Genomic DNA, 13,545 nt, shown 5'->3' with positions numbered 1-13,545 from the left:
GCTCAGCGTCCCGCACGTCCAGACCGCAGGAGCGCTGCCGACTGGGCGCTGCGTATGGCGAGAGGTGGCCGCGTGGGCCCCGGTGGCCCGTCTCTGCGGCTGACCGCCCTCTGCGTTGCGGCACACACCGACTTCGCAACCGGTCGCGGGTGTGCCGACATGGACCGGATCGCGCGTGAGTGTGGACTCGTTTCCGAGGCCCTGTTCCCTGCGCTCGACCAATTGGCGCGATTCCTGACTTCCTGGAGCGTGGCCCTCGCCTCAGGAGATCTGCACTGGGAGCTACTGCCGAAGGGCAATCGGAATCAGCGGGCAGCCAGCCGATCTGACGCTGTCGCGAACCCCGAGAGCTGAGGCGACCGATCTCATAGCTGATCACTCGGACGTTCAGCAAGGGCTGACTCACCTCCGTTCCGCACGTTTGGGGACGAGCACACTCGAACTGAGGTGTCCTCAACTCGCCGATCGAGCGCGGCGCGCCCTCGCGCCGCTCTTATTCATGCGCCAGGTCAACATCTGCCTGCTCACCCCATATCGGAGCATGGCCGCCTCAGGGCTGAGCCCGCTCCTGGCGATGGACCACGCCGCCTCGTTGGTGATCAAGAGATTTCCGGCCAGCCAGTCTGCTTCCTCTTCGATCTCTCCGTCCCAGTGTCTGCAACCGCGGAGGTCAAGTGCCGGACCCGCCGGATGCATCAAAAGCGCATGGGCGATTTCATGACTGGCCGAGCTGTTCTGGCGCCCCAGGTCGTGGGAGTCGTTCACCCAGATCTGGCGACGCGGCCCCGCATGCACAGTAAGAGCGCTCACGGCTTCCCGCTCCGTGGTGAGAAGCCGTCCAATCCGGGGGTCTTCCGCTATCGCCGAGCTGAATGCCTTGACCGGGATCATCAGGTACTCAGCAAGTCGCGTAGGCACAAGCGGCGACGCGGGGTGGAGCCCCAGCTCTCTCCGCATCTGCACTGACAAGCGGTTGGCTTCGGCCTTGAAGCCATGACGCAACGGCATGGGGAGCTCCCCTACTCCGGCAGATCAGTCACCAACTGCTTGTAGGCGACGGTAATCAGAGCTTCGAGGGCTTCCGCTGCCTCAGGTGTGAGGTTGCGGTCACCCCGCAGGTGTGTAGCCACCTTGGTCAGCGTGTCCTGGTTGCGCGGCTCGTCGGTTCGACGAACGAAATCATCCGCGCTCAGATTGGCCCACGTGACAAGAGCCGCGAGCCCGTCCACATCGGGCCTACGCCCCTGAGCCAGCCGCGTCAACGTCGAAGCGCTGACGCCGGCCTGCTGGGCTACGTCCTTCCAGAGAAGACCCCGTTCCTGACGCGTGCGATCCAGGGCTGTATGAAACGCGACCGCGTCAAACCGACCTGCTGCACTCCGCTCGCTCATGATCTCCTCCTCTCACACGCATGGTTACACATCAGGTATCACTTGCGAAAGTCGAATCAGCCCCTTAACCTTCCGATTGCAAGATCGGTATCAGTGCCGATATCGCAATCGGAGTGATGAATGGTGGTGACGGCGTGGCCACAAACACTGGCAAGGGCTTCCGTCGCGGCAGCGTCTCCCGACGGAGCCAGGTCCTCAATACCCGGACCCTCACGTGGACGAAGCGAGGCGAGAACGGCCGCTTCATGGATGGGAAGGCAGGTGGCACGCCCTTCAAGGGCGTGCGCCGCGAGAAGTAATACGTCTCGCGCTGGTGGGAGACATACCCCTCGCCTCCCACCAGCGAGAAGGGTGGTACCGATGGTTCACAACAAGTCCCTTGCATCGCTCCTCGACGAAGGACGCCGCAAGATCCAGGTGACCGACGAGGAACTCGCCGAGGCCAAGCGCCGCCGGCGACTTCTGGCCGCATCCGCACGCCGGGCGTTCCCCGGCTCGACCACCTACTTCAACGGGAGCGTGGCCCATGGCGACGCCAACACGCCCCTGACCGACGTCGACCTCGGTGTCGTCCTCACTAAGGCGGACGCCGAGCCCTACGGTCCGGGTAAGAAGAGCGCCCTGTCCTTGATGGAGATCGTCCGCGACACGATCCGCGAGGACCTCGGCGACGAGTTCCGGAAGCTCACCATCGAGGTCATCGGCCGCCGCCGGGCCGTACTCGTCCGGTTCGGCGACCCGGTCACACCTGGACAGGCCGACTTCACGGCGGACGTGATGACCGCGATCCCGCACCCATCGGGCCGTGGGCTGTACATCCCGAACACGAAGATCGCGGACCAGTGGGACCGTGCTGACCCGGTCACCCACACCCGGATGGTGCTCCAGGCCATCGACGACACCAACGTCGTCTTCGCCCGCACCGTCCGGCTTCTGAAGCACTGGAACGGCACCCACAGCAAGCCCATGTGCTCCTGGAACATCAAGGCCCTCTGCCTCGACTGCCTCGACGAGCCCATGCCGCTGATCAACGCGCTACAGGTCTTCTTCACCTACGCGGCGGACAAGATCGACATGGGCCCGACACCCGACCCAGCCGGTGTGGCCGGCCCGATCCCTCTCAACATGCCGCGCACCGACGTGCACAAGCGGCTCTGCACGGCCCGGAAGCACATCGACCTCGCGATCGAGCACGAGAAGGCCGGTCGCCCGCTCAGCGCGCAGCACGTGCTGCACCAGGTCCTCCCAGAACTCGTGCCCGACGCGGACGGCACGCAGGAGGAAGCCGATCGTCTCGCGAGGACCGTCCGCTCGGGCGGTACGGCCGCCACTGGACTCGGGCTCGCTACCGGACTCGTCACCCCCACCCGCGCCTGGGGAGACTGAGGCCATGCTGGCCTGGTACGGGGCCCAGCCCATCTGGTGGGCCCCACTCGAACGGGACGCCCGGCACCACTTCGGTGACGCCCTCCGTCACACCTACCGCCGCGACTCACTGACGTACGAACTCACCGGACTCGACGTCATAGGCGAACCCGACCCGGTCGACGTCCGAATCCGGTTCTACGAAGATCCGCCTTACTCCACCTACGGCCAGAAGCCGGAGGACTTCCCCCGGGTCCGCGCCAGGCCCGGTGCCCCCTCGAAGCACCGGTATTCGTTCGACGACGCCCTCTGCCTCTGGTATCCGCTCGACCCGGAAGATCAGCGGTGGACGAGTTCCAAAGGGCTTCTGGACCTCATCGAGATTGTCCGCACACACTTGTTCCTCGAACACTACTGGCGGCTCACCGGCGGTGAGGAGGGCGGCCAGTGGCTGATGGAGGATGCCCCTCACGGCATCCCGGGGAGCGACGCGTGCAGGTCTTCTCGGCGGCACAAACGACGGACAGCAGCTGGACGTGGGCCCAGACCGCTGGGCTGATCGTCCCGTGCATCGCCCTTTTCGGCGCCTTCCTGACCTACGCCCTCAACCAACGGGCCGTACGAAGGGAGCACCGGGCCAAGACCTTCGCCGAAGCGCTGACGGCGGTCGAGGAGTACTTGGAGATGCCTTACCGCATACGGCGCCGCCCCGAATCCTCGTCCGCCGTACGACAACAACTCACCGACGAGGTCAGCAGTCTGCTGGCACGAATGGCCTTCCACCAGGCATGGCTCCAGATCGAGGCCACAACCGTCGCGGGCCCCTACGCAACCCTCGTGGCCACGGCGCGAGCGGAGGCCGGCGCGCAGATGAGCCTCGCCTGGCAGCAGCCGCCGATCGGCACAGACAGCGGAATGAATCTCGGAGTCCCGTACCCCCGGGACCGATCGAACGCGGCCCGAGCCAGATGCATCGAAGTGATGCGCCGTCATCTCTGAGAAATGGCGGTGATCTTGATGCCAACTATCCCTCTTTTGTGCCAACTATAAATCCTCGTCACAAGCGGCTAGCGTCGCACCCTGGGCATCCCGAGGCCGATCCACGAGATGATCTCGCGCTGGATCTCGTTGTTGCCGCCGCCGAAGGTGAAGATGACGGCCGAGCGGTAGCCGCGTTCGAGTTCGCCGTGCAGGACGGTGCCCGCCGAGCCCTCCTTGAGCGCGCCGGCGGCGGCGACGATCTCCATGAGCCAGGCGTAGGCGTCGCGGCGGGCCTCGGAGCCGTAGACCTTGACGGCGGAGGCGTCCTGCGGGGTGAGGGTGCCCTCCTGGAGGGCGCTGACCATGCGCCAGTTGAGGAGTTTGAGGGCGTCGAGCCTGGTGTGGGTCTGGGCGAGGCGGCGGCGGACCCAGGGCAGGTCGATGACGCGGCGGCCGTCGGCGAGCTTGGTCTCCATGGCCCATCGCTGGACGTTGTGCAGCGAGCGGATGGCCATGGTGCCGTGGGCGGCGAGGGTGACGCGCTCGTGGTTGAGCTGGTTGGTGATCAGCCGCCAGCCCTTGTTCTCCTCACCCACGCGGCGGGAGACGGGGACGCGGATGTTCTCGTAGTAGCTGGCGGTGGTGTCGTGCGAGGCGAGGGTGTTGATGAGGGTGCAGGAGTAGCCCGGTTCCGTGGTCGGGACGAGGAGCATCGTGATGCCCTTGTGGGGCGGGGCGTCGGGGTCGGTGCGCACCGCGAGCCACACCCAGTCGGCCGTGTCGCCGTTGGTCGTCCAGATCTTCTGTCCGTTGACGACGTAGTGGTCGCCGTCCCGGACCGCGCGGGTCTTCAGCGCGGCCAGGTCGGTGCCGGCGTCGGGCTCGCTGTAGCCGATGGCGAAGTCGAGCTCGCCGGACAGGATCCGCGGCAGGAAGTACGACTTCTGTTCCTCGGTGCCGAACTGCATGATCGTCGGGCCGACCGTGTTGAGCGCCATCAGCGGCAGCGGGACGCCCGCCTGGGCGGCCTCGTCGAAGAAGATGAACTGCTCGATCGCGGTCAGGCCGCGTCCGCCGTACTCCTCAGGCCAGCCCACGCCGAGCCAGCCGTCGGCGCCGAGGCGGCGGATGGTCGCGCGGTAGAAGCGCTTCTGCGCCGCCGGGTCGGCGTGCCGGGTGTAGGCGCCCTCCGGGACCAACTCGGCGAAGTAGGCGCGCAGTTCGGTGCGCAACCGCTGCTGCTCGGGCGTGTATTCGAGGTGCACGGCGCCTCCAGGCTCCCCAAGGCCGACCTGACGGCGCACACGCTAGAACGTGTTCCAGTAATGGGGAAGAGCGGAGGCGGGGGCCATTTCCGGCACCCGGGGGCTCAGCGGAGGGTGGTCAGGAAGTCCGTGCAGGCCTGGGCGCACTCCCGGCAGGCCTTGGCGCCGTCGTGAGCTCCGGGAGAATCGTCGAAGACGCGTGCGCACTCCAGGGCGACGGTGCGGCACCACTCCACCTGGAGGCGGATGCCCGCCTCGTCGAGGTTGGCCTCCTCGGAGAGCGCCCGACACGTGGCGTCGCACACCTCCGCGCACATGATGCCCTTGCGGCGCATCTTCTCCTGGGCCTCGGGCCCGTCGGGATCGGCGAGGCTCGCCCGTAGCGCGCACGCCCGCGCGCACTCGGTGCACGCCTGCGCACAGGCGAAGCGGTCCTCGAGGAATTGGATGAGTTCCCGCTGGGATGTCGTCGTCGTGGTCACCCCGGGCGGGTAGCCGGTGCCCCTCGCACCAAACACGGGCCACCGGGATCCGCCCGGCACGCGGTTCGGGGGTTCCGTTTCCGGGAGTCCGGACAGGGCACCCGGGCACCAGCCGTTCGATGCGGGCCGGTTCACTCGACATATTGGGGGTATTCATCCCTTATGAACATGGAATGGACTGATATAGCCGCAGAACGAAGCGTACTGGCCGGTGCCGCCCCGTTCGTGGCAGGGCTCGTGGTGGTCGCCATGCTCATCGGCGCCCTGTGGCTGGGCGCCCGCGTACGCGCTCGTGAGCCGCGCCGACCGCGCCCCGACGAGCAGCCCCGGATGCCCGAGGGCGGCCCCGTCCGTGAGGAGCAGCTGAACCGCGAGCCCGACGAGATCCCCCAGAGCGACCGCCGGCTGACGCCCTACGAGGTGCACGGCAACCAGGGGACCCGGCCGAGCCCGGACAAGAAGCGGCCCCGCTGGAGCAAGAACAGCAGCGGCGGCTTCGGCAGCGGCGGCCTGGGCGCGCACTGACGGTATACAGCGAACGCCGAGGGGCGTGGCGTCGAACAGATTCGTTCGACGCCACGCCCCTCGGCGTTCGCGCGGTCGCACCGGGCGATGCCCACCGCAGCGCGCTCGCCACCGCCCGGTCAGGAATCGGCCTCCAGCGGCAGCCCCGTGTAGTTCTCCGCCAGTTCGGCAGCCGCGTGGCGCGAGGTGGCGACCCGGTCGAGCTGCGAGAGCTGGAGCCTGGTCTCGAACGGGGACTGGTCCGGGTCCGCGTGCAGGGTCGTGGTCATGAAGTAGGAGAAGTGCTCGGCCCGCCAGACCCGGCGCAGACAGGTGTCCGAGTAGGCGTCGAGCAGCTCGGTCGAGCCGGTCTCCCTGAGCCGGGCGAAGGCGCGGGCCAGCACGATGACGTCGGTGGCGGCCAGGTTCAGCCCCTTGGCGCCGGTGGGCGGCACGATGTGCGCGGCGTCGCCGGCCAGGAACACCCGGCCGTAGCGCATCGGCTCCGTGACGTGGCTGCGCATCGGGAGGACGGCCTTGGAGGTGACGGGCCCGCGCTTGAGCCGCCAGCCCGGGTGTGCGGTGAGCGCGAGGCGGGCGTCCAGCTCGTCCCAGATCCGCTCGTCGGGCCAGTCGGCCGGGTCGGTGCCGTTCGGGACCTGGAGGTAGAGGCGGCTCACGGACGGCGACCGCATGCTCGCCAGCGCGAAGCCGCGCTCGGAGTGGGCGTAGATCAGCTCGTCGTAGACGGGCGGGGCGTCGGCGAGGATGCCCAGCCAGGAGTAGGGGTAGGTCCGCTCGTACGTCGTCCGCACGCCGGCGGGGACGGCGTCGCGGGCCACGCCGTGGAAGCCGTCGCAGCCGACCACGTAGTCGCAGGTCAGGGTCTGCTCGCGGTCCCCGTGGGTGTAACGGATCGAGGGGCGGTCGCTGTCGGCGCCCTCCACCGCGTGCACCTCGGCCTCGAACAGCAGGGGTCCGCCGCTGGTCAGCTGGAGGGCGATGAGGTCCTTGACGACCTCGGTCTGGGCGTAGACCCACACCCGGCGCCCGCCGGTCAGCTCGGGGAAGTCGACGCGGTGGGCGCGGCCGTCGAAGCGCAGCTCGATGCCGTCGTGGGGGATGCCCTCGGCGTCCAGCCGGGCCCCCGCACCGGCCGAGCGCAGCACGTCGACGGTGGCCTGCTCCAGGATTCCGGCGCGCTGACGCTGCTCGACGTAGGCGCGGTCCTTGCGTTCCAGAACCACACTGTCGATTCCCGCGTTGTGCAGCAGACGGGCCAGCAGCAGCCCCGCCGGGCCGCCGCCGATGATGCCGACAGTGGTGTGCATTGAGTACTCCTCGTCGTTGAGGACGAGCCGCCGCGTCCCGTCCCCGGGTCCCGTGCTTGTTCGCCAGGTGAAATTAGCTTCACTATGTTGTGCACAAGAGTCTGCGCCCGGCCTGCCCGCCTGTCAACGGTCACACTCCACCAGAGGGGCCGGGCGGGCGGTCGGGTTCCATGGCGGGGCGAACGGGAGTCAGGCGACGAAGTGGAGACCGGGGTGCGGATGCATCAGGAAGTCGTGGTGCGAGATGTTCCAGGCGTAGGCGCCCGCGAGGGCGAAGGCGACCCGGTCTCCCGCCCGCAGCCCCGGCGCGTGCGCCCGGCGCGCGAGGAGGTCCTTCGGTGTGCACAGCTGCCCGGTGAGGGTGACGCGCTGCCCCGCGGCCGACGGGCGTGGCCACGGGTGCGGCCACTCCGCCACCGGCAGCACCGAGCACGGCTGGTCGTGGCCCTTGGCCGCCGGGGTGCGCAGATGGTGGGTACCGCCCCTGACCACGGCGAACTCCTCGCCGTGGCTGCGCTTCACGTCGAGCACCTCGGTGGCGTACCAGCCGCAGTAGGCCGTGAGGGCCCGGCCGGGTTCGATGCGCAGTGTCAGTTCCGGGTGCGTGTCGGCGAGCCGGGCGAGGCCTTCGCCGTACTGCTTCCAGTCGAAGCGGCTGTCGGGGCGCGTGTAGTCGACGGCCATGCCGCCGCCGACGTTCACCTCGCGCGGCGGTACGTCAAGAGCCGTCGCCCATTCCACGATCGAGCGGGCGAGGAGGAGCAGTCCGGGGGCGTCGAGCCCGCTCGCCAGGTGGGCGTGGACGCCCAGCGGTTCGAGGTGCGGGTAGGTGCCGTCGGTGAGCGGGCGCAGTACGTCCGCCGCCCGGGTCGGGTCCAGGCCGAACGGGGTGGGCCGGCCGCCCATCGCGAGCGAGCTGCCCGCGAGCGAGCCGTCCGTCACCGCGAGGTTGAAGCGGAGCAGTACCCCGACGGGCCCGGCCGGTGCCACCCGGCGTGCCAGCTCGCCGAGCATCCGCAGCTCGTGCTCGCTCTCGACGTGGAAGCGCGCGACACCCCGCTCCAGGGCGGCCCGGATCTCGTCCGGGGTCTTGCCGGGGCCCCCGAAGGCCAGCGGTCTGTCCGGTACGGCCCCCGCCACGTGGGCGAGTTCACCGCCGGAGGACACCTCGTAGCCGTCGACGTACGGACCGAGCGCGGCCAGGATCTCCGGCTCGGGGTTGGCCTTGGCCGCGTAGTACAGCTCGACCCGGTCGGGGAGGGCGGCCCGCACCTGCGCGGCGTGGTCGCGCAGCGCCGTCAGGTCGTACACGTAGGCGGGGAGTCGGGTGGGCGGCAGGGACAGGACACGGTCGCGTACGGCGGAGGTGGGCAGGGTCATCGAGGCTCCTGGATCAACGGGCGCCCCGGCTCAGGACGTCCTCGGCGAGGGGGGAGGGCAGACGGACGTAGTCGGCCTCACGGTCGGCCCTGCGCTCCCAGCGGGTGAGCAGATTGGCCTTGGCGGGGAGCGGGTCCCCGGCGAGGAGGGCGGCGAGAAGGGGCGGGCAGCCCTCCTCGTCGGCGTGGGCCCGCAAGGTCGCGCGAACGGCCGCCCACAGGTCGCGCTCGGTCCCGGGGTGCAGGTCGGCGAGGGCGGCGAGGAGCTCGGCGACGTGGTTGACGAGGAGGCAGTACACGACGCGGTCCCAGCCGCGCCGGGCGTCGTACGACATCGGTCCGGCGACCTCGGGCGGGAGGGCCGCGAGGGCGTCGGTGTGGTGGTCGGGGACGAGCTTGGCGCCCTCCAGGTCGCGGAAGAGGACCTGGGCGGGCATGCCGTCGGTGTCGACGCAGACGAGGACGTTCTGGAGGTGGGGTTCGAGGACGAGCCCGTGGTCGAAGTAGGCGGCGAGGACGGGCGGCAGGAGGAGGCGGAGGTAGGACTTCCACCAGGTCAGGGCGGTCTCGGGGCCCGTACCGTCGAGGAGGCGGGAGATGTGGGCCGCGCTGGTCGGGTATTCGTCGGCGACGGCGGCCGCGAGCAGCGGGGTGGTGCCGGGCAGCAGGCGCCGGGACAGGCCCTCGCGGACGATCACACCGAAGCCTTCGAGGAGGGCCCGGTCGGGGGTGCCGTCGGGGCCGGGGACGGCGAGGCTGCGGTAGGCGGGTTCGCGGAGCATCGCGCTGCCGGGGAAGCGGCTCTCCAGGTCGGTGAGGACCGGGGCGAGGAGGCGGGTGAGGGCGACGGCGCCGGATAGTTCGTAACTGGCGTTCTTGCGCAGGCAGTTGGTGATGCGGACGTTGAGGCTGAACTTCAGGAAGGCGTCACCGTCGAAGAGGGTGCGGACGGAGGCGGTGGCCGCGTACTCGCGGCCGCCGGGGCCCAGGTCGAGGATGTCGCCGCGGCCCAGCGCCTCACGCAGCAGCCGGTGTCCGCGCAGCATCTCGTACTGCCAGGGGTGGGCGGGCAGCGGCCGGTAGCCCTCGGGGACGTCGCCGAGGTCCCGGTCGAGCACGGCGGTGGCCCCCGCCTCGGCGCTCTCCTCGGCGACGAGGTGGTCGCGGACGGCGAGGCGGCGCAGCGGGAAGGAGGCGCCGGCCTCGGGGGCGTACGACTGCCATGCCTCGATGTCGCCGGTGCGGGCCTTGGGAGTGGGGTGGAAGCGGTGGCCGAACAGCAGGGACTGCTCGGAGGCGAGATAGTCCGGGCGCCCGTGCGGGAGGTGCGCGCCGGTCTCGCGGGCGTCGAGCGCGGTGGCGAGGGTGCGGTGACTGGAGTCGACCTGGTGCAGGAACTCGGGGTTGCGGACGCCGGTGCGCAGGGACAGTTCGTCGTGCGTGTACTCGGCCAGGCGGCGCCAGTCCAGCCGCGTCCAGCCGGTGTCGGACCGCTCGTGGACGGGGCCGGTGAAGCGGTGCGCGCCCAGCAGGGAGGTGCGGCGCAGGGCCACCCGGAGGAGGAGGCCGCGGCGGGGCAGGCGCAGCAGGAGGTGGCCGTCGCTGACAGCGGTCTGGTGTTCGGGGCCGGACACCTCCCGCAGCAGACAGTTCAGGAGGGTGTGGGCGACGGCGTCGTCGGCGGCGGGGAGGTGGGTGGTACCGAGCGAGTCGGTGAGCGGGGGCATGCGGTGGCTCCAGCGGGTACGCGGACGTGGGGGCGGGGCGGTCACTCCGGCGGCGACGGCGACGGCCTGAGCAGGTAGTTGGGGCCGGTGGTGTAGTGCTTGTTGATGTCGGCGGCGCCCGACCGCTCCTTGCTCAGCAGGGTCCCGGCGGTCACCATCGCCTTCACCGGCAGCTCGGGGGCGTCCAGCACCCGCGCGCGCAGTACCGCCGCCGCGTCACCGCCGAGGCGGTCGACGGCCTCGGCGAGCCGCTCCCGTACGAGGCTCAGCAGTTCCGGCAGCGGGGCGCGGCCGTGCCGGGCGAGGCCGAACGCGTAGGCCCCGGCGCACAGGTGGACCGTGATGGTGGTGAAGACATCGGTCACGGCACGGTCGTCGGTGGTGAAGGTGCGGGCGTCGTCGAAGCCCCAGGTGCCGCCGTCCTCCCCTTCGCGTGCGCCGAACGCGGCGGCCAGGCGGACGCGGTCGACGCGCGGGCCGTCGTTGTCCTTCAGCAGCAGCCGCAGGGCGCCGGGGGCGGGGCCGAGGACCAGGGAGACGTTCTGCTGGTGCGACTCCAGCGCGATGCCATAGCCGAAGAGCGTGGTCTGCCAGTCGAACAGCAGGGTGAGCACGGCGTCCAGCAGCGCGATCGGGTCACCGCCGTGGAAACGGTCGGCGAGGTGGTCGAGGACCAGTCGCCCGCCGGGTGCCGGGGCGAGGAGGGCGGCCATGGGGACGACGGCCGCGTCGTCGAGGTCCGCCGGGTGGCGGCGGCACAGTACGGCGAGCAGTTCGTGACCGGCGTGCGCGTACACCGACTCGTCGGCGTGCAGCACCCGGCCCCGGAAGCGGGGCTCGCGGTCGGTCACCGCCGCCAGCAGCCGCTGTCCGGCGGCGCCGTCGGCGAGCGTGCCGGGCCTGATGGACCGCTTGTTGCGCAGGCCCAGGGTGGCGGTCGCCAGCGGCAGTTTGAGGTGCAGCGCGGGAGCGGCGGCCGGGGCGACCGTACGCATCGACAGGGTGGGAACGACCGAGAGGTACGGCCGGTCGGCGAGTACGGCACGGTCGGCGAGTCCCGCCTCGCGCAGGGCCGCGTCGAGAGGCGGGCCGACGGTCGACGGGTGCACGGGCAGGGTGACATGGGTGTGGTCGAGGCCCGCGAGACCGAGCCCGGAGGGGATGGGCCAGCCGTCGGGGAGGTCCCCGGTCACGGAGACGGACTCCCGGGGCAGGGCGAGCCACCGAAGCGGGAAGCTCGGGTGGAACTCCGGTGCGTAGAGCCGCAGTTGTTGCTCGTCGAGGCCGGAGCGGCCGCGTGCGGTCGGGTAGACCGGGTGGTCGAGGCGTGCGGCGAGGGTGTCGTGGGCGAGGCCGGCGCGCAGGCCCGTCCAGTCGGCGGGGTCGGCGCCGTACAGGCCGGCGAGGTTGTCGGCGGTCTCCTTCGCCGTGGCCTCGTGCAGCAGCATCGTGGCGAGGGTCTGGCGGCACTCCTCGGCGAAGGCGTCGAAGCCGGCGCGGTCGACGGGCTCGGCGAGGGCGCGCAGCGCGGCGAGGACGGAGCCGCAGGTGACGAGGTGCGCGCCGTCCGACTCCCGCACGAGCAGGGGCAGTCGGGCGGCGTGGGTGTACTGGAAGCCGTCCTCGGTGACGGGCATCAGGAGGGCGTCGGCAGCGGCGGGCAGACGGAGCCAGGGGCCGTCGGGGTGGTGGACGAGGGTGCTGCGGGAGCGCAGGCCGACGACGTCCTCGCGGAGCAGGGCGCCGAGCACGCGGGTGAGGAGTTCGGCTTCGACGGTGTGCGCGGGGGCGTCGGCGGCAGGGCGGGCGGCGGGCGCGGGAGCGCTCCCGGAAGCGGCGGTCGCGTGCTCGGTGGCGGCGGGCGTGAGGTGGGTGGCGGTGTTCACGGGTGGATATCCCAGCGCTGGGCGGCGAGGAAGTCCGCCGCGACCCGGTCGACGGTCTCCTGGGAGGTGCCGGTGGCGTGGAGGACGCCGAGGTAGTCGCGGTTGGTCCGGTAGAGGTCGTGGTGCTCGCCGGTCGGCCGGAGCGGACGGTACGTCAGATGTACGCCGTCGACGTCGAGTTCGGTCGGGCCGGGCGCGGCGACGAGGGTGCCGGCCCGGTCGGCGCAGGGGTAGTCCAGGCGGGCCGCGCCGTCGCGTCCGATGCCCAGGTCGACGGGCAGCGGCTCGCCGAGGTGGGTGCGGAGGATGTGTTCGAAGAGCGGCAGGCCGAGGAGCCGGGCGAGCAGCAGGTCGCACTGGTCGCCGATGGCACGGTAGTTGACCTCGATGATGCGGGCCCGGCCCTCGTGGACCACGAACTCGGTGTGGCAGGCACCGAACCCGACGCCGAGCGCGTCGAGTTGGGCGAGGATCTGCGCCACGACCGGTTCGGGGTGGGCCGGGACGAAGGTCAGTCGCTCCTCGACGAAGTACGGCAGCGGGGACAGTGTGGTGTGGAAGCCGCCGATGACATGGCGGACCCGGCCGTCGCCGAGGGTCTCCAGGGTGTACAGCTCGCCGGGCAGGTACTCCTCGACGACGAGGGTGGCGCCCGGACGCCGGGCCAGGATCTCCTTGCCGCGGGCCACGAGGTCCCCCGCGCCGGCCACGAGCACGACGTCCTCGCTGGCGACTCCTTCGCGGGGTTTGACGACGCAGGGGTAGGGGGCGTCGGCGACGAGCGGGCCGGTGAGGCCGGCCGGGTCACCGATCTCGGCGGACCAGACGGTGTCCACGCCGGAGGCGGCCAGACGGCGGCGCATCTCGCCCTTGTCCTTCGCGCGCAGGGTGGCCCGCCAGTCCTTGCCGGGGAGTCCGAAGTAGTGGGCGGCGAGGGCGGCCTGGGTCTGCAGATGGTCGCTGTTGGTGAAGACCGCGTCGGGCCGGTGACGGGTGGAGATCCGGGTGACGACGGCACGGTGGTCCCGTACGTCGCACTCCAGGATCTCGGTCTCGGGGTACGCGGCGCGATGGGCGTCGGGCTGGTCGGTGAGAACGGTGACGTGCAGGCCGAGCCGGGCCGCGGCGGGCAGGAAGCCCTCGGTGACGGAGTCCGTGGGGTTGAGGGCGAGCAGGTACAGACGCATCGGGTGGTGCACAACTTCCGCTGGTGGGTGGGGTGTCGGCGGGGCGG

The 13,545-nt window shown here is 70.8% G+C and carries 13 protein-coding genes; 4 read left to right on the top strand and 9 right to left on the bottom strand.

Going from position 1 to position 13,545, the window contains the following annotated elements; genetic code table 11:
- Window positions 1–453: 453 nt before the first annotated feature.
- Window positions 454–1,008, bottom strand: a complete 555-nt coding sequence (locus ACWCRJ_RS29645) for an ImmA/IrrE family metallo-endopeptidase (RefSeq protein WP_450942183.1) — start codon at window positions 1,006–1,008, stop codon at window positions 454–456.
- Between the two features lie 11 nt (window positions 1,009–1,019).
- Entirely contained in the window at window positions 1,020–1,391 is a 372-nt protein-coding gene (locus tag ACWCRJ_RS29640) for a helix-turn-helix domain-containing protein (RefSeq protein ID WP_409105815.1), read from the bottom strand.
- 360 nt (window positions 1,392–1,751) lie between these two features.
- Here ACWCRJ_RS29640 and ACWCRJ_RS29635 point away from each other — a divergent pair, with 360 nt between their 5' ends.
- Genes ACWCRJ_RS29635 through ACWCRJ_RS29625 form a run of 3 tightly spaced genes read left to right on the top strand, consistent with a single transcriptional unit; the run spans window position 1,752 to window position 3,755 of the window.
- On the top strand, window positions 1,752–2,777 hold the full coding sequence (locus tag ACWCRJ_RS29635; RefSeq protein ID WP_409105816.1) for a hypothetical protein: 1,026 nt from the start codon (window positions 1,752–1,754) through the stop codon (window positions 2,775–2,777).
- A gap of 4 nt (window positions 2,778–2,781) precedes the next feature.
- Entirely contained in the window at window positions 2,782–3,315 is a 534-nt protein-coding gene (locus ACWCRJ_RS29630) for a hypothetical protein (RefSeq protein ID WP_409105817.1), read from the top strand.
- Complete coding sequence (locus ACWCRJ_RS29625; RefSeq protein WP_409105818.1) at window positions 3,249–3,755, top strand: hypothetical protein; 507 nt, start codon at window positions 3,249–3,251, stop codon at window positions 3,753–3,755. Before ACWCRJ_RS29630 ends, ACWCRJ_RS29625 begins: the two co-directional genes overlap by 67 nt.
- Window positions 3,756–3,823: 68 nt before the next feature.
- Here ACWCRJ_RS29625 and ACWCRJ_RS29620 read toward each other — a convergent pair whose 3' ends face one another.
- Complete coding sequence (locus ACWCRJ_RS29620) at window positions 3,824–5,002, bottom strand: acyl-CoA dehydrogenase family protein (RefSeq protein WP_450942182.1); 1,179 nt, start codon at window positions 5,000–5,002, stop codon at window positions 3,824–3,826.
- A gap of 104 nt (window positions 5,003–5,106) precedes the next feature.
- Window positions 5,107–5,484, bottom strand: coding sequence for a ferredoxin (locus ACWCRJ_RS29615; RefSeq protein ID WP_450942181.1), 378 nt, complete (start codon window positions 5,482–5,484; stop codon window positions 5,107–5,109).
- 162 nt (window positions 5,485–5,646) lie between these two features.
- Between ACWCRJ_RS29615 and ACWCRJ_RS29610 the strand changes: the two genes are divergently transcribed.
- Window positions 5,647–6,009 (top strand): DUF6479 family protein, encoded by a 363-nt coding sequence (locus ACWCRJ_RS29610; RefSeq protein WP_450942180.1) that lies wholly within the window; start codon window positions 5,647–5,649, stop codon window positions 6,007–6,009.
- Window positions 6,010–6,128: 119 nt separating this feature from the next.
- On the opposite strand, the gene ACWCRJ_RS29605 is transcribed toward ACWCRJ_RS29610, so the two are convergent.
- From ACWCRJ_RS29605 to ACWCRJ_RS29585, 5 genes are all read right to left on the bottom strand, one after another.
- Window positions 6,129–7,319, bottom strand: coding sequence for a 4-hydroxybenzoate 3-monooxygenase (locus ACWCRJ_RS29605; protein WP_450942179.1), 1,191 nt, complete (start codon window positions 7,317–7,319; stop codon window positions 6,129–6,131).
- A gap of 189 nt (window positions 7,320–7,508) precedes the next feature.
- Window positions 7,509–8,699 (bottom strand): type III PLP-dependent enzyme, encoded by a 1,191-nt coding sequence (locus tag ACWCRJ_RS29600; RefSeq protein WP_450942178.1) that lies wholly within the window; start codon window positions 8,697–8,699, stop codon window positions 7,509–7,511.
- Between the two features lie 13 nt (window positions 8,700–8,712).
- Window positions 8,713–10,425, bottom strand: a complete 1,713-nt coding sequence (locus ACWCRJ_RS29595; RefSeq protein ID WP_450942177.1) for an IucA/IucC family protein — start codon at window positions 10,423–10,425, stop codon at window positions 8,713–8,715.
- 41 nt (window positions 10,426–10,466) lie between these two features.
- A complete protein-coding gene (locus ACWCRJ_RS29590) occupies window positions 10,467–12,311 on the bottom strand; it encodes an IucA/IucC family protein (protein WP_450942176.1) in 1,845 nt (614 codons plus the stop codon).
- On the bottom strand, window positions 12,308–13,498 hold the full coding sequence (locus ACWCRJ_RS29585) for an ATP-grasp domain-containing protein (protein ID WP_450942175.1): 1,191 nt from the start codon (window positions 13,496–13,498) through the stop codon (window positions 12,308–12,310). Before ACWCRJ_RS29585 ends, ACWCRJ_RS29590 begins: the two co-directional genes overlap by 4 nt.
- Window positions 13,499–13,545: the final 47 nt, after the last annotated feature.

The organism is Streptomyces sp. NPDC002324, assembly GCF_053593335.1.
Note: the sequence above shows the minus strand (reverse complement) of the source record. Positions and strands in the feature narration are given on the sequence as shown.

Coding starts and splice junctions, on each gene's coding strand:
- ACWCRJ_RS29645 (WP_450942183.1), bottom strand. CDS start 1,008: ATGCCGTTGCGTCATGGCTTCAAGGCCGAAGCCAACCGCTTGTCAGTG.
- ACWCRJ_RS29640 (WP_409105815.1), bottom strand. CDS start 1,391: ATGAGCGAGCGGAGTGCAGCAGGTCGGTTTGACGCGGTCGCGTTTCAT.
- ACWCRJ_RS29635 (WP_409105816.1), top strand. CDS start 1,752: ATGGTTCACAACAAGTCCCTTGCATCGCTCCTCGACGAAGGACGCCGC.
- ACWCRJ_RS29630 (WP_409105817.1), top strand. CDS start 2,782: ATGCTGGCCTGGTACGGGGCCCAGCCCATCTGGTGGGCCCCACTCGAA.
- ACWCRJ_RS29610 (WP_450942180.1), top strand. CDS start 5,647: ATGAACATGGAATGGACTGATATAGCCGCAGAACGAAGCGTACTGGCC.
- ACWCRJ_RS29605 (WP_450942179.1), bottom strand. CDS start 7,319: ATGCACACCACTGTCGGCATCATCGGCGGCGGCCCGGCGGGGCTGCTG.
- ACWCRJ_RS29600 (WP_450942178.1), bottom strand. CDS start 8,699: ATGACCCTGCCCACCTCCGCCGTACGCGACCGTGTCCTGTCCCTGCCG.
- ACWCRJ_RS29595 (WP_450942177.1), bottom strand. CDS start 10,425: ATGCCCCCGCTCACCGACTCGCTCGGTACCACCCACCTCCCCGCCGCC.
- ACWCRJ_RS29585 (WP_450942175.1), bottom strand. CDS start 13,498: ATGCGTCTGTACCTGCTCGCCCTCAACCCCACGGACTCCGTCACCGAG.